Here is a 19,906-nt window from a genome sequence, read left to right as displayed (position 1 = left end):
GGCAACCGCAGCCGCCTGATGCTCGACGTGGCCGGCTACCGCGAGACCCGGCGGCGCGAGCTGCTCGAGGTCGCCGGGAACGCCGTCACGCAGGTGCGCGAGTCGGGCGAGCGGATGTCGCTGGAGCCGATGAACCCGTTCGAGCGCAAGATCGTGCACGACGCGGTGGCGTCCGCCGGGCTCGTCAGCGAGTCCAAGGGCGAGGAGCCGCGGCGCCGCGTCGTGGTGCTGCCGGCGTCCTGACGCCGTGACGACCGAGCAGCCCGGGGGTGTCGTACCGGCGCCCCGGGAGGCCCTCGTCGAGGCCGTGTTCGGAGCTCGCGCCGACCTCGCCGCGCGGTACGTGGAGATCCTCGCGACCGCCGGCGTCGAGCGCGGCCTGATCGGGCCCCGCGAGACCGAGCGGCTGTGGGAGCGCCACGTGTTCAACAGCGCCGCGGTCGCCGGGCTCGTGCCCCAGGACGCAGGGGTCGTCGACGTGGGGAGCGGGGCCGGGCTGCCCGGCATTCCCGTGGCGCTGGCCCGGCCCGACCTGCACGTCACGCTGCTCGAACCGCTGCTGCGGCGGGCGACGTTCCTCACCGAGACGGTCACCGCGCTCGGGCTCGACGACCGTGTGACCGTGGTGCGCGGTCGCGCCGAGGACCACGACACGACCTACGACGCGGTGCTCTCGCGCGCGCTCGCCCCGCTCCCCCGCCTCCTCGGCTGGTGCCTGCCGCTGACGGCGCGCGCCGGCGTGGTGCTCGCGCTCAAGGGCCGCTCGGCCGAGGACGAGGTCGCGCAGGAGACCAGGGCCCTCGCCCGGCAGCACCTGGTGGCCGACGTCCTCTCCGTCCGGGCGTCGGAGGAGTCCGAGCCGACCACGGTCGTCCGGGTCTGTCGGGCCTGACGCGACGCTGACGCCGTAGCTCTCGGCCCGACGCCTACCGGCTGCCCCCGTACGCCGCCGGCACGAGGTCGGCCACCGGCTCACCGCTCCGGACGAGCTCGAGGATCGCCTCCGCCACGCGTTCCGGCGGGTCGAAGGTCACCCCGGCGAGCTCGTCGGCGGCCGCGTCGCTCCCCCGGCGCAGCGACGTCACGAACTCCGTGCTGGTGACGAACGGGATCATCGTCGAGACCGCGACGCCCGCCCCGGCCAGCTCCGCCCGCGCGATCGCCGAGAGACGTTCGAGCGCGATCTTCGAGGCGACGTACCCGCCCGTCGACGGCGCGTCCGCCAGGGTGGTCCCCGAGCTCACGTTCACGATGCTGCCCGCGCCCTGACGGCGCATCACCGGGATGACCGCCCGCATCAGCGCCAGCGGCGCGAGGAGGTTCAGCTCGAGCAGCGCCCGCAGGTCGGCGGGGTCGGTGTCCTCCACGCGGGCGTGCAGGCCCTGCCCGGCGTTGTTGACGAGCACGTCCACCCGACCGAAGGTGGCCAGGGTGGTGCGGATCAGCTCTTCGACGTGAACGGGTTGGGTGACGTCGCACGGCACGGCCACCGCCGACGCGAGCTCGTCGGCCAGACGCCGGGTCGGCTCGCGGCGCCGCGCGGCCAGCACCACGTGGGCGCCACGCTCGCCCGCCATCCGCGCCGTCGCCGCGCCGATGCCGGCCGACGCCCCCGTCACCACCACCACCGCACCTTCGAGCTCCATGCCCTGTGCCTCTCTGATCGGCCTGCTTGATACGCTACTGACCAGTAGCGTAACCGCTGCGTCCTCGATACGGTGGAGGCGTGCTGCGAGGAGAAGAACGAGCCGACCGGGCGGAGGGCGTGCGACGCCGGCCAGGACGACCGTCCGACCACTCCCGCGACGCGGAGATCCTGCGACTCGCCCTCGATGCGCTGGCCGAGGCGGACTACGACCACCTCACGCTGGACGCGGTCGCCACCCGCGTGGGTCGGGCCAAGACGACGCTGTACCGGCGTTGGCCTTCCAAGGAAGCCCTGGTCCTGGCTGCGGTGCAGGCGGTGGGGCGGCCTCCGGAGGCCGATCAGCTCCCTGACGCGGGCTCGCTGCGCCAGGACCTGCTCGCCGTGGTGGACTCCCCGTGGCTGGGTGGGCCCGTGCGCCGGCTCGCGGTGTTCGGCGGGCTCGCCTCGGCTGCCCGGGTCTCTCCGGCGGTGGCCGACGCCGTTCGCGCCACCGTCAGCCTCCCCTACGTCCAGCTGTACCGCGACCTGCTCGAACGGGCGGTCCGGCGTGGTGAGGTCAGCAGCGAGCACCTCCACCAGCTCCCCGTTCTGGCTCAGGTGGTGCCCGCCCTGTCGAGCCAGCAGCTCGAGGGAGGAGCGATCCTGGGCCGTGCGTACTTCGTCGACGTGGTCGACCACGTGGTGCTGCCGGCGCTCGGCGTCGGTCCGGTGGGATGAGCAGCTGAAGGATCTGTGAGCAGCGTCACCGACGTCCGGGTAACGGTGGCGGCCGACGAGGCGATGTACGTGTCGAGAGTCAGTCGCTACCTGAACCCCCGAGCAGGCAGTGGCTGACTCTCGTCTTGTCTGCAGGCGCTTCGACGGTGAGCCTGGCTCGGGACGCTCTCTGCGCTTGTCGAAGGGCACCGCAGGAGTCGGAATCGGCCAGGCTCGTCGTCAGCCCTGGGCAGCGGACCTTCCTCCCGTGTGACCCGAGCCGTCCGCCCGGCCCTGCGTGGGACCGCAACACCCACCCTCCCGACCCGTAGCGTGTGCGGGTCGAAGGAGGCAGATGAGTATCGGGGTGGGTCCAGAAGCGCCGGTCGAGGTCGCACCAGGCCTGGGGTGGCCGCGGCGCGTCGAGGTGCACCCGGGCGTCGGGTGGCCGGATGTTCCACGTGAAACAGTGGGGTGGCCGTCCGACCCCTCGGTCGTCGGGCCGCAGCCCGATCCTCCGCCGGCGGTCCCGTCGCAGCCAGAGCCGGACTTGGCACCTGAGCAGACCGAGACCGGCGAGGAGCCGGGCCCCGAGGACTCCACTCCCCTCACGCCTCCGGTCGAACCGGCCGACGACGCTGTCACTCCCCCGGTGGCGCCGGCGACCTCGACCACCGAGACCGTCATCCCTCGCGCACCCGGACCGCGGCGCGCCCGGTTCGAGCAGGACGAGCTGGCCGCCAAGCCGGAGGCCCCGGACGACCTGGTCGTTCCACGTGAAACATCGACACCGGTCCTCCCCCGGCCCGCCGCCCGACGAACCTTCGTCATCGCCAACCAGAAGGGTGGCGTCGGCAAGACGACGACCGCCGTCAACCTGGCGACGGCGCTCGCCCTCGGCGGCCTCCGCGTCCTAGTCGTCGACCTCGACCCTCAGGGGAACGCGTCGACGGCCCTCGGCATCGACCACGGACCCGGGACGGCCGGGACGTACGAGGTCCTGATCCAGGGCGAGACGGTGGCCGACCACGTGGTCGAGTCCCCGGAAGCGCCTGGCCTCCAGGTGCTGCCGGCCACGATCGACCTCGCCGGCGCCGAGATCGAGCTCGTCAGCGTGGTCGCGCGCGAGCGCCGGCTGATCCGCGCGCTCGACCGCTACACCGCCGAGCACCCCGTCGACTACGTCCTCCTGGACTGCCCGCCGTCGCTCGGCCTGCTCACGCTGAACGCGCTCGTCGCCGCCACCGAGATCCTCATCCCGATCCAGTGCGAGTACTACGCCCTCGAGGGCGTCTCGCAGCTGGTGCGGACCATCGACCTGGTCAAGGGCGAGCTCAACGACCGGCTCCAGCTGTCGACGGTGCTGCTGACGATGTTCGACGGACGCACGCGGCTGTCGGCGCAGGTCGCCGACGAGGTGCGCGCGCACTTCCCGGCCGAGACGCTGCCCGTCGCCATCCCCCGCTCCGTCCGGATCTCTGAGGCGCCGAGCTACGGCCAGTCCGTCCTGACCTACCACCCCGACTCCGTCGGAGCCGTGTCCTACCTGAAGGCGGCCGAGGAGATCGCCCGCCGTGGAGCCGAGGAGGCCGCATGACCGTCACGCCCGAGCGCACCCACGAGCGGAGCGAGCGCCGCGGCCTGGGCCGCGGCCTGGGAGAGCTCTTCCAGCGCACCGACCTGCCGACGGAGAGCCGGCCGGAGGCCCCGGCGACCCCGACCACCACCGAACCGTTGGTGCCGGTCCCCGAGGGTTCCTCGTACGCGGACCTGCCGCTCGACGCGATCGTCCCGAACGCCCGGCAGCCGCGCAACGTGTTCGACGGCGACGCGCTCGAGGAGCTGGTCGAGTCGATTCGCGAGGTGGGCCTGCTGCAGCCCGTCGTGGTCCGGCCGCTGGGCGACGACCGCTACGAGCTGGTGATGGGGGAGCGGCGCTGGCGCGCGTCCCAGGCCGCCGGGACCGGAACCATCCCGGCGATCATCCGTCCGACGGAGGACCACGACCTGCTGCGCGACGCGCTGCTGGAGAACCTGCACCGCGCGCAGCTGAACCCGCTCGAGGAGGCGGCGGCCTACCAGCAGCTCCTCGAGGACTTCGGGTGCACGCAGGACGAGCTCGCGGTCCGCATCAAGCGGTCCCGGCCGCAGATCTCGAACACGATCCGCCTGCTGCGGCTGCCGCCCACCGTGCAGCGCCGGGTGGCCGCCGGCGTCCTCAGCGCCGGCCACGCCCGCGCGCTGCTCGCCCTGCCCGACCCGCTCGGGCAGGAGCGGCTGGCGCAGCGCGTCGTGGCCGAGGGGCTGTCGGTCCGCGCGACCGAGGAGCTGGTCACGCTGGGGGAGCGCGAGCAACCCGACGCCTCGACCACGCGCCGCGGCCCCCGGGAGCCCTCCGAGCGTGCACGGGTGCTGGCCGAGACGCTGACGGACCGGCTGGACACCCGCGTACGCGTGGACGCCGGCCGCAAGCGCGGCAAGATCACCATCGAGTTCGCCTCGGAGGAGGACCTGGAGCGCATCGCGGCTCTACTTGCGGGTCCGACAACTTAAATAGTCTGGCTATGTTCTGGACCCGATCCCGCTCGTCGAGGTCGACGACCTGCGGGGCCGGGCCGCCTGCTTGCCGTCGGTAGCCGTCGGGGTCCCTCGACCTCGACCAGCGGCGGGGCTGACCACCCGGGTCTCCGCCGGGCGGTACAGCGCGTGGCAGGGCGGCACGGGGCCGGAGCGCCGCCGGAGGCCGGGCGAGCGTTCCGCCCTCGTACGCCGACCGCGAGGGTCGGTCAGCCCTGCGGGTCGGCGATGACGGCCTCGGGCTCGGTCGGGTGCGCCTCGTTCCAGGCCAGCTTGGCCTGGACGTCCTTGTTCGCGTAGTGCTCGGCCACGAAGGTGACGAAGGGGACCGTGCCGGCCAGCGCGATCAGGAGCAGCCGCAGCCAGCTCCAGCGCGCCCGCCGGCCGAGGTCGATCGCGGTGATGATGAGGAGCATGTAGAGCCAGCCGTGGGCGATGCCCGCCACGGTCACGACGCTGTCGTTGTGCCAGATGTACTTCAGCGGCATGCCGACGCAGGTCAGCACGATCAGCATCACCCCCACCACGTAGGCCATCACGCGGTAGCGGATCAGGGCGTTGCGCATGGGTTCGAGCCTACGTCGCCGTCCTGTGCTCCAGCCTCGTCAGCGGCGGCTCGCGCGGAGCGGCAGCCACACCGCCAGTCCCATGAGCAGCATCGCGAGAGGGAAGTGCACCGCCGTCAGCCCGGCCCGGTCACCGATGAGCCCGCCGAGGTAGGCCTCGAGCACGAGGAGCACCAGGAAGACGATGCTGCCGATGACCAGGTCGCGGCGGCTGCGGAGCTTGACGAGCGCCAGGACCACGGCCACCAGGGCCAGCGCGATGGCGACGTCGGCGCCGCGGGCGTGCACCTCGACCCAGCCGTCCTTGTAGTCCTGGCCCTCCTGGACGAACAGGCCGGCCCACAGCCCCTGCAGCAGGACGACGAGCGTGCTCAGGCCGACGAGAACGCTGAAGAGGCGGCTCCGCACCCGCGGCGTACGGGCGTCGGAGGCGGCGGGGGAGGGGGTGCTGGTCTGCGTCATGCCGACGGTTCCCGGGGCTCCGTGACGGTGGACGCGGACCGCCGGTCGATCCGGCTCAGGTCTCGCTCAGCCGTCGTGTGCCTCAGGCGTACGGGTCGAGCTCGCGCTCCTCGAGCCGCCCGAGGTCGCGGGCCACGCGGATGCTCATCCCGAGGGCGAAGGCGGCGAACACCCACCACTGCAGCGCGTACGCGCCGTTGCGGAGCCGTCCCTGCGCCTCGGGCAGGTCCACGGCGACCGGGGCCAGGCCCTCCGCGCCGGCGCTGTCGGCGTCGAGGGTGACGAAGCCGCCCACGAGGGGACCGGGCCAGGTCTGCGCCAGCGACGGCAGCCGGATGGTCGGCACCTGTCCGGCGGGCAGGGGAGCGGTGGAGGTCGAGGCCTCTTCCGACGGCAGGAGCACGCCGGTGCGGGTCACCTCGCCGGCGGGCGGCACGGGCTGCTGCGGCTCGGCCTCCTGGCCGCGGACCACGGCCACCACGCTGCCGTCGGCCTGCTTGAGCCCGGTCACGACCCGGTAGCCGCCGTCGGTGGGGACGAGCAGCTGCAGGCCCGGGTCGTACGTGCCCGTGAACGTGACGCGCCGGCCGAAGCCGTCACCCACGGTCCCGCCCGCGGGCGCCACGGTCGTCAGGGGCAGCGGGGCCTCGGCCGCCTTGCGGGCCGCCGCCTCCGTGCCCTGCCGCTCGTAGACGTCCAGCTGCCACAGGCCGAGGACGACCATGGCCGCGGCGAGCACGACCCCGAGCGCGACCACGCCGGTCTGCTTGAGCCAGGTGTGCGACGGGGCCAGGGGAGAGCCCTCGACCTGGGTGCTCACGGCCGGACCACGCCCGTCACGCGGGCGCGACGACCGCGGGACGGCCGCCACGGGCGGCGGCGACCGCGACCAGGTCGGCGCACATCTTGCCCAGGCTCCAGCCGGCGGCCTCGCTGGCCAGCGGGACCGCCGAGGTCTCGGTCATGCCGGGCGCCACGTTGACCTCGAGGAAGACGGGCTCGCCGCCCGAGATGATGAGGTCGGTGCGGGACAGGTCGCGCAGGCCCAGCTCCTCGTGCACACGCAGGGCGACGTCGGCGCACCGGGTCGCCACGTCCGCCGGCAGCTCGGCCGGGCACAAGAAGCGGGTCGTCCCGGCGGTGTACCGGGCGGTGTAGTCGTACACCCCGGAGTCGGGCCGGATCTCGACGGCGGGCAGGGCGGCCGGGCCGTGGCCGCGGTCGACGACCGCGACGGTGACCTCGGTGCCCTCGACGAAGGACTCGACCACAGCGACCGGGCCGTACGCGTACGCGCCGACCATGGCGGCGGGCAGCTCGGCAGGGGTCGAGACCTTCGAGCAGCCCAGCGCGGAACCGCCGCGCGACGGCTTGACCATCATCGGGAAGCCGATCTGGTCGCCGAGCGCCGCGACGAGGGCCTGCGCGCCGAGCTCGCGGAAGATCTCGTGGGGCAGGGCGACCTGCGTAGGCACGGTGAGGCCGGCGTCGGCGACGACCGTCGTGGCGATCGACTTGTCGAAGGCGACGCGGCTGGCCGAGCCGATGCTGCCGACGAAGGGCACCCCGAGCAGGGCGAGCACCTCGCGCAGCGCGCCGTCCTCGCCGGCCTCCCCGTGCAGGACGGGGAAGACCACGGCGTCCGGCGTCTCCCCGAGCCGGGGCACCAGCGTCGAGTCGACGTCGCTCTCCAAGACGTCCAGCCCGCGCGAGCGCAGGGCCTGCGCGACGCGCCGGCCGGAGCGCAGCGAGACGTCGCGCTCGTGCGACAGCCCCCCGGCGAGCACGACGACGAGCTCGGGCAGCGGCAGGTCGATCGGCTCGACGGGCACGCTGAAGTCGCTGCCCTGCTCCGGTGCGCTCATGCCGTCCGCCTCACGCCTGGTTGGTGCCGGGCGCAAGGTGCGTCGACAGCTCGGGGGTCCTCGGGCCGCTGACGGACGTGCCGAAGGTGGACATGAGGTCGGCCTCCCGGGCCAGCACGTCGCCGAGCCGGCGGGTCCCCTCGAGGATCCGCTCCGGCGTGGGGAAGCAGTAGGACAGCCGCAGGTGGCGGCTGCCGAACCCGTCGGCGTAGAAGGCGGTGCCCGGCACGTACGCGACCCGGGCGGTGACGGCCCGCGGCAGCATGGCCTGCGCGTCGAAGCCCGGGGGCAGCGTCACCCAGACGTAGAAGCCGCCGGCCGGCACGGTCCAGGTGACGCCCGCGGGCATGTTGTCGGCCAGCCCGGCGAGCATCGCGTCGCGGCGCTCGCGGTACATCTCGGCGAACACCTTGATCTGGCCCTGCCAGTCGTGCTGGGCGAGGTAGGCCGTGATGGCGAACTGGCTGAACGTCGGCGGGCAGAGGGTGGCCGACTCCTGCGCCAGGACGAGCTTTTCCCGCACGGCGTGCGGCGCGAGGACCCAGCCGATGCGGAAGCCGGGCGCGAACGTCTTGGAGAACGTCCCGAGGTAGACGACGCGGTCGTCACTGAGCGAGCGGATCGCGGGGATGGGGTCGGCGTCGAAGCCGAGCAGCCCGTACGGGTTGTCCTCCACGACGAGAAGGTCGGTCTCCTCGGCCACGGCGAGGATCGCCTCGCGGCGCTCCAGCGACTGGGTCACGCCGGCCGGGTTGTGAAAGCTGGGGATCGTGTAGACGAACTTGACCTTGCGGCCGGCCGCGCGAAGCGCCAGGACGGCCTCGCGCAGCGCCTCGGGCACCAGGCCCTGCTCGTCCATGGCCACGTGCGCGACGTCGCACTGGTAGCTGCGGAACACGCCGAGCGCGCCGACGTAGCTGGGGGCCTCGCAGAGCACGACGTCGCCCGGGTCGCAGAAGATGCGGGTGGCGAGGTCGAGGGCCTGCTGGGAGCCGACGGTCACCGTGACGTCGTCGGGGTGGGCCGAGATGCCCTCCAGGCGCATGACCTCGCAGATCGCCTCGCGGATCTCCGGCTCGCCCTGCCCGGAGCCGTACTGCATGGCCTGCAGGCCGCGGTTCAGCACCAGGTCCTGCAGGCTCGACCCGACGACGTCGAGGGGCAGGTCGGCGATGTTCGGCATGCCGCCGGCCAGCGAGACGACCTCGGGCCGGTTGGCGACGGCGAAGAGGGCGCGGATGGCGGAGGCCGTCATGCCGTGCGTGCGCGCGGCGTAACGGTCGACGTAGCTGTCGAGCCGGGTGTCCTGGCGCCGCAGGACCGGGGGCTGCGACCCGTCGCGCCCCGCACCCTGTCCCGGCGTGCTCTCCACCCCCCAAGGGTGCCTCATCGCCCCCAGCGGCGCACGTCACCACCCGAGGGTGAGAAGACCGCCCCGCTCGGGCGGTGCCGCCGCCCTGGCGGCGCTCACTACGATGGGGGCGTGGCGTCCAGGGTGTCGTCGGGTCTCTCGGCCCCGCTGCGCTGGGGCCTCTGCCTGCTGGCGGGCGTCGCCGGCGGGCTGGCGGTCGGCTTCGTGGTCGGCCTGGCCCGGCCGCGGACGTGGCCGGACCCGGCGGCGCTCGGCTGAACGCCGGCTCGGAGGTCGGCGCGAGCCGGCTCCGGGCAGCAGGAGAAGCAGCGCTGGGCAGCGGCGACCAGTGCCGGTGCAGCGACCTCGGGTCCGACCGTGCGGCGGACCTCCGGGGGTGGGAGGAGCACGCATGGGGAACCGTCGCCTACGACCGATGACGCCCGACGACCTCGACCTGCTGCCGGAACCCTGCGGCAGCTGCGCCTTCTGGGAGACGAGCGTCGGCGACCTGGCCTCGCCGGTCGAGCACCGGGCGCGGGCCTCGCGCAAGGCGGAGTGGGCGCAGCAGGTCACCGACCGCTGGGGCTACTGCGGGGTGGTCGCCGTGCACGACGAGGAGGTCGTCGCCTTCCTCACGCTCGCACCCGCCGGGCTCGTACGGCGGCTGCCCGCCTTCGCGACGACCCCGGTCGGGACAGACGTGGCGGTGCTGCTGTCGGCGCAGGTGGTGGAGTCCTGGCGGGGCAAGGGGCTCGGCCGCCAGCTCGTCACGACCGCGGCCGGACTGGTCGCGCGTCGCGACCTCCGCGCGCTCGAGGCCGTGGGCACGCGCCGCGAGGGCCCGTCCTGCATGATGCCCGTCTCCTGGCTGGAGTCGGTCGGCTTCGCCGTGGTGCGCGAGCACCCCGTCACGCCGCGGCTGCGGATGGACCTGCAGACCACGCAGCGCTGGCCCGGCTTCGGCGCGGCCTGGAGCCGGCTGACCGGTCTCGTGGCGCCCGCGGCCAGCCCGCAGCCCGCCGCGTACGCGGGGCGCGAGGCCCGCGACCCGCAGGCCAGGCCGACCACGCCCGCCGTACCGGTCGCGGCTGCCGTGCCGCCGGCCGTCCAGCCCGGCTGAGGACAGACGGTTCCGTCAGCCGGGCAGGAGGCTGCGGGTCAGAGGTACTCCTCCAGCGCGTTGAGCAGCGTGGACTTCGACTTGGCGCCCTTGAAGGCCTTGACGACCTCGCCGCCCACGTAGACCTGGATGGTCGGCAGGCCGAGCACGTGGTTGTTCGCCGGGGTGACCGGGTTGGTGTTGGTGTCCATCTTGACGAAGGTCACCTTGTCGCCGTGCTGCGCGGCCAGCTCCTCGATGATCGGCCCGACCTGCTTGCACGGGCCGCACCAGTCGGCCCAGTAGTCCACGACGACGGGCTTGTCCGACTTGAGGACGACGGCCTCGAAGGTCTCGTCGGTGACGTCGGCGACGTTTGCCATGTTGCTGCTCCTGGTCTCAGGTCCTGCACCGGCCCTCAGTCTGACGGCCGGGTCTGACAGCGCGGGGGCGCGAGGTCCCCGCGCGGGGGACGCTCTAGCTGCCTGCGCCGGCCATCAGCGCGGCCTCGGCCTGCGCGAGCACCGGGTCGCCGACGTCGTCGAGGTCGGCGAGGTAGCGCTCGGCGTCGAGGGCCGCGGCGCAGCCGCTGCCCGCCGCCGTGATGGCCTGGCGGTAGGTGTGGTCGACGAGGTCGCCGGCCGCGAAGACGCCCGGCAGGTTCGTCCGGGTCGAGCCGGACTCCGTCAGCACGTAGCCCTCCTCGTCCAGGCGCACCTGGCCGTGCAGCAGCTCCGAGCGCGGGTCGTGGCCGATCGCGATGAACAGGCCGCTGATCGCGAGCTCGCGGGTGCTGCCGTCGAGCGTGTCGGTCAGCGTGACGCCCTCGACGTGGTCCTGGCCGTGGATGTCGGTGACCGCGGAGTTCCACGCGAAGCGGATCTTGGGGTCCTTCTCGGCCCGTCGCGCCATGATCTTGCTGGCGCGCAGGTCGCCGCGGCGGTGCACGAGGGTGACCGAGCGGGCGAAGCGGGTGAGGAAGGTGGCCTCCTCGATCGCTGAGTCGCCGCCGCCGACCACGGCGATGTCCTTGTCCCGGAAGAAGAAGCCGTCGCAGGTGGCGCACCACGAGACGCCGTGGCCCGAGAGGCGGTCCTCATCGGGCAGGCCGAGCTTGCGGTAGCCGGAGCCCGTCGCCAGGATCACCGCGCGGGCGGAGAACGTGTTGCCGTAGCCGTCGGTGACGGTCTTGACGCCGCCGGTGAGGTCCATCGAGACGATGTCCTCGCTCACCAGCTCGGCGCCGAAGCGCTCGGCCTGGTTGCGCAGGCCGTCCATCAGGTCGGGACCCTGGATGCCCTCGGGGAAGCCGGGGTAGTTCTCGACCTCGGTCGTGTTCATCAGCGCGCCACCGGCGGTGATGGAGCCCTCGAAGACGAGCGGGTGCAGGTCGGCGCGGGCGGCGTAGATCGCGGCGGTGTAGCCCGACGGGCCGCTCCCGACGATGATGACGTCACGGATCTGGTCGCTCACTTCGCCTGTTCCTCGCTGTCTGCGTGCTGCCTGCCGGTCGACGGGCCCAACCCTAGGCCGGGTGCTCGCCGTGGACCACCAGAACGCCGCGGGGCAGGACCGCTATTCCCCGCCGGCCGGCGCGGCCGAGCAACGTTCGCGGACCACCCCCCGTATCCGCAGGGAACTCCTGCTCCCCGCAGCAGATCTGCTGGGTGAAGCATCGGAGCTTCACGTGAACGTGGCGAGATCCCGGGGTGAGAAACCTGAGGCGCGAGGGACCCCAGCCGGCGGGCGGTCGGGGGACGCGGTCCGCGGGCCGAGCTCAGTCGCCGATGCGGACCCAGGGGGTCGCCGCGGGTGTCGTCGTCTCGCAGCCGGTGACCACGCGGACGCCCAGGCCGTCGCTCGTACGGACGTAGACCAGCACGGCCGGCTGGTCGTCGACGCGGGTGGTGGCGAGCCCGACGATGCGGCCGTCGCCATCGGTGGCGCGCCGGGCGCACCACCAGGCCTGGGAGAAGCGGTGCGGGTCGATGTCGGTGCGCTGGCGCAGCGTCGCGGCCTCGCCCGGCAGCCGGCCCGGGGCCGTGGAGATGGAGACGGCTGGGGGCTCGTTCAGGCCGAGGGTGGCGCTGGCGACGTACGCGACGAAGCCGAGGACGAGGGCCGCGGCGGCCGCGGCGAGCACGGGGACCGCCCACCGGCGGCCGGGGGAGACGGTGCGCAGGTCCTCGCCGAAGCGGTGGCCGAGGCTGGGGTGCAGGCGGCGGCGGGTGCCGTACGGGTGGCGCGGGACGGGCGGGGCGTCGGGCCCGGAGCCGGGCACGGCGTGCAGCACCGCCGACACCTCGCGGGCGGCCTGCTCGGTGGCCAGCACCGCGGCCAGGCGGGCGGCGACGTCGGCGGGCATGGTCGGCGAGGGGGCCGCGGCCAGCACGGTGCTCACCTCGGAGAAGGCGGCCAGCTCCGCCCGGCAGTCGGCGCACCCCGCGACGTGCGCGTCGACCGTCGCCGCCTCCGCGGGCTCGAGGAGCCCTTCGGCGGCGTCCGCGAGCGTGTCGCGGGACGGGTGGTCGGTCACGGTCGGGTCCTTGCCGGGTGCTCGAGGGGGAGTGGGGGAGTGGTGGTGCCGGGGTGCTCGGTCTGGTGCTCGGTCTGCTCGCCGCGGGTGCGGCCGGGCTCGGCGACGGGGGTCGCCACTGGTTCGACGCCGGAGCGCGCGGTTCGGTTCCGTCCGACCCGCGACGCGGACGGGGGACGTCCCGGCGCGCCGCCAGTATGGCCAGGCCCGGGGTCGCGGCCCACGGGCGCAGCCGGGTGCCCGGCCCCGGCCCCGCGGCCGGTGCGGCTCACGGCGGGGCCCCCTGGCGCTCGTCGGGCGGGTCGCGCAGGTGGGTGAGCAGCGGCACGAGCCGGGCGCGCCCGCGGGCGCAGCGGCTCTTGACCGTCCCGGGGGCGCAGCCGAGGATGCGCGCGGCCTCGTCGACGGAGTAGCCCTGCATGTCGACGAGGACGAGGGCGGCGCGCTGGTCCGGGTTCAGCGTCTGCAGGGCGTCGGCGACGGCGTCCTGACGCTCCTGCTCCTCGAGCGGGTCCCGTTCGGGCTCCCGGCCGAGGAGCTCGGCCCGGTCGAGGTCCTCGGGGAGGGGGTCGGCGGCGCGCACCTTGGCGCGGCGCAGCCGGTCGAGGCATGCGTTGACGACGACGCGGTGGAGCCAGGTGGTGACCTGCGCGTCGCCGCGGAAGGTGCCGGCCCGGCGGAAGGCGGCGACGTACGCGTCTTGCAGGGCGTCGGCGGCGTCGTCGGGGCCGCCCATGACGCGCAGCGCGACGGCCCAGAGGCGGTCCTGGTGGCGGCGGACGAGGGTGCTGAACGCCTGCGGGTCGCCCTCGACGTGCGCGCGCAGCAGCTCGGCGTCACTGGGGCCGGGGCTGCCTGGCTCGGGGCTGCTCGGGTCGGCGCCGCGAGAACCGCGGCCGCCTGGCTCGCGGTCGTCGGTCCCAGGGCCTCCCGGCCCCGGGCTGCCCGGCGCGGGGTCGTCCGTCGCGGTGGCCGCGGCGCCGGGGGTCGGGTGCGGGGCCTGGCCCTCGGTCACCCCACCGCTCAAGAACGCACCTCGGCCTCGTAGATGCCGCCCCGGTAGCCGCTCCCCTCCCTCGGCAGCGAGGTGAGGTACACCAGCACGAACCGGGTGGTGACGGGCTGGTCCGGGGTCAGGGTCGCCGAGGAACCCGCGTCCGAGCGGGAGGCGACCTTGCGCCAGGACTTGTCCGAGCCCATCGGCGGCGTGGTGGTGCGGGCGGGGTCGTCGGCCGGGACGCGCAGCTCGACGTCGGTGCCGTCGCCGCTCAGCCGCAGCCGGACCGAGCCCACCTGCTGCGCCTCGCCGAGGTCGAGCACGAGCCCGACGCCCCGCTTGATCCCGCCGAGGCGGGGGTTGCCCTTGTAGGTGACCGTCGTCCAGCGGGTGCTGTCCTTGCCGTCGACGGCCAGCGGGACCTCGTCGCGGTTCTCCTCGCGGGTGTCGCCCTGCGGGTCGAAGTCGCGGGCGGACACCACGCGCACGACCTGCCCGGACGGCGTACCGGTCGGGGTCGGCGAGGACGTCGTCGGCGCGGCGGCGGAGGGGGCGGGGGCGGCGGACCCGGCGAGGCGTCGGCTGAGGACCTGCGCCGAGACGGTTCCGGCGACGACGAGCACGAGGCACAGCGCGAGCAGCACGGCGACCCAGCGTCGCGGGTGCGCCGGCGCGGCAGGACGCGCCTGCGCGGCGGTCGGGCGGACGGGGGTGGTGACGGCCTGCGTCACGCCGGCGGCGCCGGACGCGGCCAGCGGGACCGATCGCGGGCGGCTGACGGGGGCCTCGGCGGCGGGGCGGCGGGTGTGGGCCGGTGCGGCGGGCGTGCCCGGACGGGCCGGGCGGATCGCCGTCATCTCCTCGGTCGGCTGGTCGAGCAGGGCGCTGACCGGCGGAGCCCCGGTGTCGGGGTCCGCGGCGGCGCTCGGCACGCGGCGGGGGCCGTGGTGGACGACGGGGATGGGCTGGTGCAGGCGGCGTTCGAGGTCGCCCGAGGCGTCGGCCGTGCCGAGCACCTTGGTCAGCGCCTGCACGAGCTGGTGGGCCGTGGTGATCTGCGGCGCGTGGTGGCGGGGCGGGTCACCGAGCACCTGGTCGCAGACGTTGTCGAGGGCGGGGGACACACCGGCGCGGACCTGGCGCGGCGTCATCCAGCGCCGGCCGAGCCGCGGAGCCGCGGGCAGGCTGTACGCCGGTCCGCCCGGCCAGCGCGACACCAGGGCCGCGTACAGGAGGCGTCCGAGGTCGGCCACGTCGACCAGCTCGCCGGTGTCGGCGCCGGGGACGCTGGTGCTGCGGTTCGGCCGCAGGACCGCGTCGATGAGCAGGCCGACGATCTTGACGTTCCCCGACGGGGTGACGATGACGTTCTCGGGGTTGACCCGGCGGTGGTGCAGCCCGAGGCCGTGCACGCCGGACAGCGCGTCGGCGACCTCGCGGACCACCCAGGCCGCCTCGAGCCCGGACAGCGGGGCCTGGCTGAGCAGCACCTCGAGCGACTGGCCCGTGGCGTACTCGCAGACGATGTACGAGCCGACCCCGGCCTCGCCGCCGCTGACGGCGTCGAGCACGCGCAGGAAGCGCGAGTCGGTGGCCACCGAGGCACGGCGGGCCGCGGCCATCAGCTCCGGCTCGTCGGGGTCGCCGGGGGCCAGCACGTGCACGAGCACGGAGCGCGAGAGGACCTCGTCGAAGGCCCGCCAGGTCACCGAGGGCCGCGAGTCCGCGATCAGCTCCTCGAGCCGGTAGCGGGCGGCCAGCACCGTCCCGGTGGGCAGTGCGGCCGCGGTCGGCACGTGGAGGAATTCGTCCGGTGCGACCTCGGAGGATGCGTCCTCATCGGTACGGAGCTCCTCGTCGGCACGGAGCGGGGCGATCGCCGTCTGCGTCATTCCATCGTCCTCGGACCGGCCGGAGGCCGCGCTCTCGTCGCCCCGATCGAGAGCTGCGGCAGGGGTGGTGGGTGGTGCCCCGATGCTAGGGGCACCGGGCCGTACGAGGGTGGCCGAATCGCCGTTCTCCTCCGAACTGCCGGTGGCCGCCGACGCGGTCGCCGCCTCGGCCTCGGTCTGGACCGGGTCGCGCCGGCCGCGCACCTCGGTGTCGACCTCCTCCTCGGCGACGGGGCCGGTCGGCTCCGACCCCGTCAGGTCCGTCGCCGGAGAACCGCCGCGGCGGCGCAGCACCCGGGTGAGCTGGGTGACCTCGCTGACGCGCAGCAGCCGGGCGAGGACGAGGAAGACCCCCACGGCGACGACCCCGGCCAGCACGAGCGCCAGGAACAGCGCCGGCCGGGACCCCAGCCGGCTCGTCACCGCCCAGCACACGACCCACGCCAGCGCCGCCGCGGGCAGCGCCGCGGCGAGCAGCCGGACGCAGAGCGCGACCAGGGAGTGGCCCTCCAGGTCGGGCAGCGTGCGCCGCAGCCGGCGGAACGAGACCAGCGCGCCCACCACGTACGCGAGCGAGTAGGCCAGCCCGAGGACGGGGGCCACCCAGTCCTCGTCCTGCACGAGCGCGATCAGGCCGACCGCGGCGACGACGTTCACCGCCGCGATGACGAGCTGCAGGAAGAACGTGGTCCGGGTGTCCTCGAGGGCGTAGAAGGCCCGCAGCACGACGTACTGGACCGTGAACGGGACCAGCCCGAGGGCCAGCGCCATCAGCGTCCAGCCGACGAACGACGCGTCCCGGCCGCCGCGGCCGAAGCCGAACGCGAGCTGCGCGGCGGGCAGCCCCAGCGCGACGAACCCGACCGCGACCGGGAGCAGGACCGTCACCGCCAGCCGGATGGTGCGCGTCGTCTCGGCGGCCACCCCGCGCAGGTCGCCGGCCGCGCCGAGCCGCGAGGCCGACGGCAGCATGGCGGTCGCCAGCGAGACGGTGACCAGGGAGTGCGGCAGGATCCAGACGGCGTACGCGTTGGCGTAGGCGGTGAGCCCGGCGCCGCGCCCGGACACGGTCGCCTCGGTGGCGAGGCGGTTCACCACGACGAGCGCGAGCTGGGTGACGGCGACGAAGCCGAGCGTCCAGCGCGCGAGCCGGAACGTGTGGCCCAGGCCCGTGCCCTTGAGGTCGAGCCGCGGCCGGAACCGGTAGCCCGCCGAGCGCAGGAACGGCACGAGCACGACGGCCTGGACGGCGATGCCCAGGGTCGCGCCGAGGCCGAGGACGACCTCCTGGCTCGTCGTGAAGGCCGCGCCCGTGTCGGTGCGGCCGAACACGACGGCGAAGAGCCCGAGGACCGCGACGGAGACGACGTTGTTGGCGATCGGCGCCCACATCATCGGGCCGAACCGGTCCCGGGCGTTGAGCACCTGCCCCGCCAGGACGTGGACGCCGTAGAAGAAGACCTGCGGCATGCACCAGTAGGCGAGGGCCGTCATCGAGGCGTACTGGGCGTCGAGGCCGGGCGCCTTCCAGCCGGGACCGGAGTAGAGGGCGACGACGAGCGGGACCGCGAGGGTCAGGGCCACGGTCACCAGGCCGAGCCCGAGCAGGCCGATGGTCATGACGCGGTTCGTGTACGCCTCGCCGCCGTCGGCGTCACGGCGCACGGCCCGGACGAGCTGGGGCACGAGCACGGTGTTGAGGACGCCGCCGGCCAGCAGGATGTACATCGAGTTGGGCAGCGTGTTCGCGATGGCGAACATGTCGGCCTGCCGCGTCGCGTTGCCGAAGAGGTAGACGAGCACGATCAGGCGGACGAAGCCCAGCACGCGCGACAGCGCCGTGCCCGCGGCCATCACCGCGCCGGCCGACACGAGCCGCCGGGTCGCGCCCGCCTCCTCGACCTTCGCCGAGGCGTCCGGCCCGACCCGGGTGTCCTGGCTCATCAGCTGCCCACCGACGCGTCGTCGTGGCGGGTGCCGAGCTCGCTCGACGGCACCGAGCCCAGCGCGCCGGTGGCGGGGGCGCCGCCGCCGGCGGCGTCGGCCGCCTGACGGGCGCGCTCGCGCTGGACCTGCCGGATGCGCCAGGTGGTGGAGCCGACGAGCACGAGCCCGGCGACGACGGCGATGGCCCAGCCGGTGGTCCCGTTCTGGGTGACCTGCACCTCGATCGGCACCGGGCGCCCGACCTTGCGCCCGGACTCGGTGTAGAGCTGCGCCACGACCGGCACGGTTCCGTTGGCGCGGGCGGTGACCGCGGCGTTGCCCGTGAACCCGGAGTCGGGGGCGAGCGTCCCGATGGTGTCGCTGGTGATCGACCGGACCGTCAGGCGCCGGGAGTTGTCGGAGACGAAGTCGAGCCGGACCCGGATCGCCGCCGGGTCGTCGGGACCGCCGTCGCCCTGGGGGGCCAGGTCGTTGCGGACCGTGATGGGGAACTCGACGCCCTGCTGGGCGACGGTCGAGACCTTGCGGATGCTGCTGATGCGCACCTGCTCCGTCAGCCGGGTGTCCAGGCTGGCCTGCTGGGGCGCCAGGTACGCGGTGCTGCGGCGCTGCTGGCCGCGCCAGCTGCCGCTGGCGGCCCGGGCGACGGCGGCGTCGGCCGCGTCCGAGGCGGCGTCGCCGTGCACCAGCAGGTCGCTCCACGTGCGCTCGGCGTCGTCGAGCCGGGCGAGGGCGGCGAGCTGGGTGGCGGTCAGCTCGTCGTCCGCGGCGGAGGACGGGTAGCGCAGCGTGCCGGACCAGCGCTGCGGGCTGCGCTCGAGGATCTCGCCGAGCGGCGTCGCCTCCGACCACGGCGGGTCGGTCCGGTCGGCGGACGTGGCCTGCGCCGTGGTCCGGACGACGCGGACGTGGGCGGCGCGGGTCTCGCCGCTCGTGGTCTCGACCCACGACGCGGCGAGCGAGCGCTGCTGGATGTGCACCGCGTCGTCGCTCGGGTCGGGGCCCGGACCGCCGCCGAGCGAGGCCGCCCCGTACGTCAGGACGCGGACCCCGTCGGCCTCGAGCAGCGGCCCGGCGCCGCGGGTGGCGCTGTCGGAGAGCAGCACCGCGCGCGGGCGCAGGGCGGCGGCGGCGCGGAGGGTGGTGCCGTCGGCGGCGCCGCCGTAGGGCAGGACGAGCAGCGGGAGGTCGGCGGTCGCCTCGACCCGGGCCCCGGCGTCCGCGGCGGCCTCGAGGACCTGCGTCCGGCGCGCGTGGGCCAGGGCGGCCACGTCGGGGGAGCCGAACAGCAGCCGGTAGCCGTCGTGGTCGGCGCGGAGCTGGGCGAGGTCGGCGAGCCAGCGGGCGGCGTCGGCCTGCCCCGGCCCGGGGGTCGTCCCGCCGTCGGCGGTGCGGACGGAGTAGCCCGCCCGCATCGTCTCCAGCTCGGCGACCAGGGCCGGGTCGACGGCGTAGCTGGCCCGGTCCCGCCCGGCGGCGTCGAGCAGGGCGCGCAGCCGTCCTCCGGCGGCGACGTCGCGTGCGAGGTGGTCGTCGGCGAGCAGCCCCGGGGCCAGGTAGGAGGGGCGCGAGTCGAGGACGACCAGCGTGGCGACCTGGGAGGTGCGCTCCGGGTCCTCCGACAGCACGGGCACGAAGACGCGGGTCCGGGCGACGGCGACCGGCACCCCGTTCTGCAGGACCTGGACGCCGACGAGGTAGACGCCGTCGGTGGGGGCCAGGGCCAGGTCGGCCATCTCGGCGGAGACCGTGAAGGTCGCGGACGCGCCCGGCGCCAGGTCGGGCTCCGCGGCGGTGTAGAGGTCCTGGAACTGCCCCGGCTTCTGGTAGAGCCGGCTGCCGATGGGCGAGTTCGACGCCGAGTCGAGCGCGGCGTCCAGCCCGTCGACGTCGGTGATCGGCGCCTGGTCGCGCCACAGGAGAGCCTGCGGGCGCACGATCGGGTCCTTGCTGGTGTTGGTGACCTTGCCCGAGAGGGTGATCGTGCCGTCGCGCGACGGCAGCGAGGGCTTGATCGAGGTCAGGCTGATCGTGGCCAGCGAGGTGGGTTCGGCCGCCGCCGCGGCGACGGGGTGGGCGCCCAGCCCGAGCACGACCGCGGCCCCGGCGGCGAGGGCCAGCACCAGGCTCCCCAGCGCACCCCGGAGGGCGGCGGTGCGGGTCCGGGCGGCGCGCGCGGCACCTGGCGAGGAACGAGGGGCGCCACCCGTGCGCGCACCCGCGGGGTGCACGCGGACCCGCGTGCCCCGCCTGCTCATCGGCTCATC

The 19,906-nt window shown here is 74.8% G+C and carries 19 protein-coding genes; 7 read left to right on the top strand and 12 right to left on the bottom strand.

Annotated elements, in window-relative coordinates; genetic code table 11:
- Both BMY04_RS04345 and rsmG read left to right on the top strand, forming a co-directional pair.
- A partial coding sequence (locus tag BMY04_RS04345; RefSeq protein ID WP_332452304.1) for a Jag family protein occupies window positions 1-243 on the top strand: 243 nt, incomplete at its 5' end.
- A gap of 4 nt (window positions 244-247) precedes the next feature.
- Window positions 248-892: a 16S rRNA (guanine(527)-N(7))-methyltransferase RsmG gene (gene rsmG / locus BMY04_RS04340; protein ID WP_091177812.1), complete on the top strand. Its 645-nt coding sequence runs from the start codon at window positions 248-250 to the stop codon at window positions 890-892.
- 34 nt (window positions 893-926) lie between these two features.
- Here rsmG and BMY04_RS04335 read toward each other — a convergent pair whose 3' ends face one another.
- A complete protein-coding gene (locus BMY04_RS04335; protein ID WP_091177811.1) occupies window positions 927-1,646 on the bottom strand; it encodes an SDR family oxidoreductase in 720 nt (239 codons plus the stop codon).
- 80 nt (window positions 1,647-1,726) lie between these two features.
- Here BMY04_RS04335 and BMY04_RS04330 point away from each other — a divergent pair, with 80 nt between their 5' ends.
- The 3 genes from BMY04_RS04330 to BMY04_RS04320 all read left to right on the top strand — a co-directional run bounded on the left by BMY04_RS04330 (window position 1,727) and on the right by BMY04_RS04320 (window position 4,897).
- Window positions 1,727-2,365: a TetR/AcrR family transcriptional regulator gene (locus BMY04_RS04330; RefSeq protein ID WP_170853978.1), complete on the top strand. Its 639-nt coding sequence runs from the start codon at window positions 1,727-1,729 to the stop codon at window positions 2,363-2,365.
- A gap of 631 nt (window positions 2,366-2,996) precedes the next feature.
- Window positions 2,997-3,941: a ParA family protein gene (locus BMY04_RS04325; protein WP_408630434.1), complete on the top strand. Its 945-nt coding sequence runs from the start codon at window positions 2,997-2,999 to the stop codon at window positions 3,939-3,941.
- A complete protein-coding gene (locus BMY04_RS04320; protein WP_091177808.1) occupies window positions 3,938-4,897 on the top strand; it encodes a ParB/RepB/Spo0J family partition protein in 960 nt (319 codons plus the stop codon). Before BMY04_RS04325 ends, BMY04_RS04320 begins: the two co-directional genes overlap by 4 nt.
- A gap of 233 nt (window positions 4,898-5,130) precedes the next feature.
- Here BMY04_RS04320 and BMY04_RS04315 read toward each other — a convergent pair whose 3' ends face one another.
- The 5 genes from BMY04_RS04315 to BMY04_RS04295 all read right to left on the bottom strand — a co-directional run bounded on the left by BMY04_RS04315 (window position 5,131) and on the right by BMY04_RS04295 (window position 9,186).
- On the bottom strand, window positions 5,131-5,487 hold the full coding sequence (locus BMY04_RS04315; protein ID WP_091177807.1) for a DUF3817 domain-containing protein: 357 nt from the start codon (window positions 5,485-5,487) through the stop codon (window positions 5,131-5,133).
- 39 nt (window positions 5,488-5,526) lie between these two features.
- Window positions 5,527-5,949, bottom strand: a complete 423-nt coding sequence (locus tag BMY04_RS04310) for a hypothetical protein (RefSeq protein WP_091177806.1) — start codon at window positions 5,947-5,949, stop codon at window positions 5,527-5,529.
- Window positions 5,950-6,031: 82 nt separating this feature from the next.
- Entirely contained in the window at window positions 6,032-6,769 is a 738-nt protein-coding gene (locus BMY04_RS04305; RefSeq protein WP_139209740.1) for an SURF1 family protein, read from the bottom strand.
- Window positions 6,770-6,785: 16 nt separating this feature from the next.
- Complete coding sequence (locus BMY04_RS04300) at window positions 6,786-7,754, bottom strand: D-alanine--D-alanine ligase family protein (RefSeq protein WP_091177955.1); 969 nt, start codon at window positions 7,752-7,754, stop codon at window positions 6,786-6,788.
- Window positions 7,755-7,824: 70 nt separating this feature from the next.
- Window positions 7,825-9,186, bottom strand: a complete 1,362-nt coding sequence (locus BMY04_RS04295) for an aminotransferase-like domain-containing protein (RefSeq protein WP_408630433.1) — start codon at window positions 9,184-9,186, stop codon at window positions 7,825-7,827.
- A 111-nt stretch (window positions 9,187-9,297) separates the two neighbouring features.
- On the opposite strand from BMY04_RS04295, the gene BMY04_RS22635 reads away from it, so the two are divergent.
- Window positions 9,298-9,444: a hypothetical protein gene (locus BMY04_RS22635; RefSeq protein WP_170853977.1), complete on the top strand. Its 147-nt coding sequence runs from the start codon at window positions 9,298-9,300 to the stop codon at window positions 9,442-9,444.
- 157 nt (window positions 9,445-9,601) lie between these two features.
- A complete protein-coding gene (locus BMY04_RS04290) occupies window positions 9,602-10,288 on the top strand; it encodes a GNAT family N-acetyltransferase (protein ID WP_170853976.1) in 687 nt (228 codons plus the stop codon).
- 38 nt (window positions 10,289-10,326) lie between these two features.
- Here the strand turns inward: BMY04_RS04290 and trxA are convergent, their stop codons facing one another.
- From trxA to BMY04_RS04260, 6 genes are all read right to left on the bottom strand, one after another.
- Complete coding sequence (trxA, locus tag BMY04_RS04285; RefSeq protein WP_091177802.1) at window positions 10,327-10,650, bottom strand: thioredoxin; 324 nt, start codon at window positions 10,648-10,650, stop codon at window positions 10,327-10,329.
- A 94-nt stretch (window positions 10,651-10,744) separates the two neighbouring features.
- Window positions 10,745-11,740, bottom strand: coding sequence for a thioredoxin-disulfide reductase (trxB, locus tag BMY04_RS04280; RefSeq protein WP_091177801.1), 996 nt, complete (start codon window positions 11,738-11,740; stop codon window positions 10,745-10,747).
- A 304-nt stretch (window positions 11,741-12,044) separates the two neighbouring features.
- Window positions 12,045-12,803 carry a zf-HC2 domain-containing protein gene (locus BMY04_RS04275; RefSeq protein ID WP_091177800.1) on the bottom strand — a complete coding sequence of 253 codons (759 nt, stop codon included), beginning with the start codon at window positions 12,801-12,803 and terminating at the stop codon, window positions 12,045-12,047.
- A gap of 268 nt (window positions 12,804-13,071) precedes the next feature.
- Window positions 13,072-13,830 carry an RNA polymerase sigma factor SigM gene (gene sigM, locus BMY04_RS04270; protein ID WP_232506088.1) on the bottom strand — a complete coding sequence of 253 codons (759 nt, stop codon included), beginning with the start codon at window positions 13,828-13,830 and terminating at the stop codon, window positions 13,072-13,074.
- Window positions 13,827-17,636, bottom strand: a complete 3,810-nt coding sequence (murJ, locus tag BMY04_RS04265) for a murein biosynthesis integral membrane protein MurJ (protein ID WP_091177798.1) — start codon at window positions 17,634-17,636, stop codon at window positions 13,827-13,829. Before murJ ends, sigM begins: the two co-directional genes overlap by 4 nt.
- Entirely contained in the window at window positions 17,636-19,897 is a 2,262-nt protein-coding gene (locus tag BMY04_RS04260; protein ID WP_139209738.1) for a hypothetical protein, read from the bottom strand. Before BMY04_RS04260 ends, murJ begins: the two co-directional genes overlap by 1 nt.
- Window positions 19,898-19,906: the final 9 nt, after the last annotated feature.

The organism is Microlunatus flavus, from assembly GCF_900110855.1.
Lineage (GTDB): Bacteria > Actinomycetota > Actinomycetes > Propionibacteriales > Propionibacteriaceae > Microlunatus > Microlunatus flavus.
Note: the sequence above shows the minus strand (reverse complement) of the source record. Positions and strands in the feature narration are given on the sequence as shown.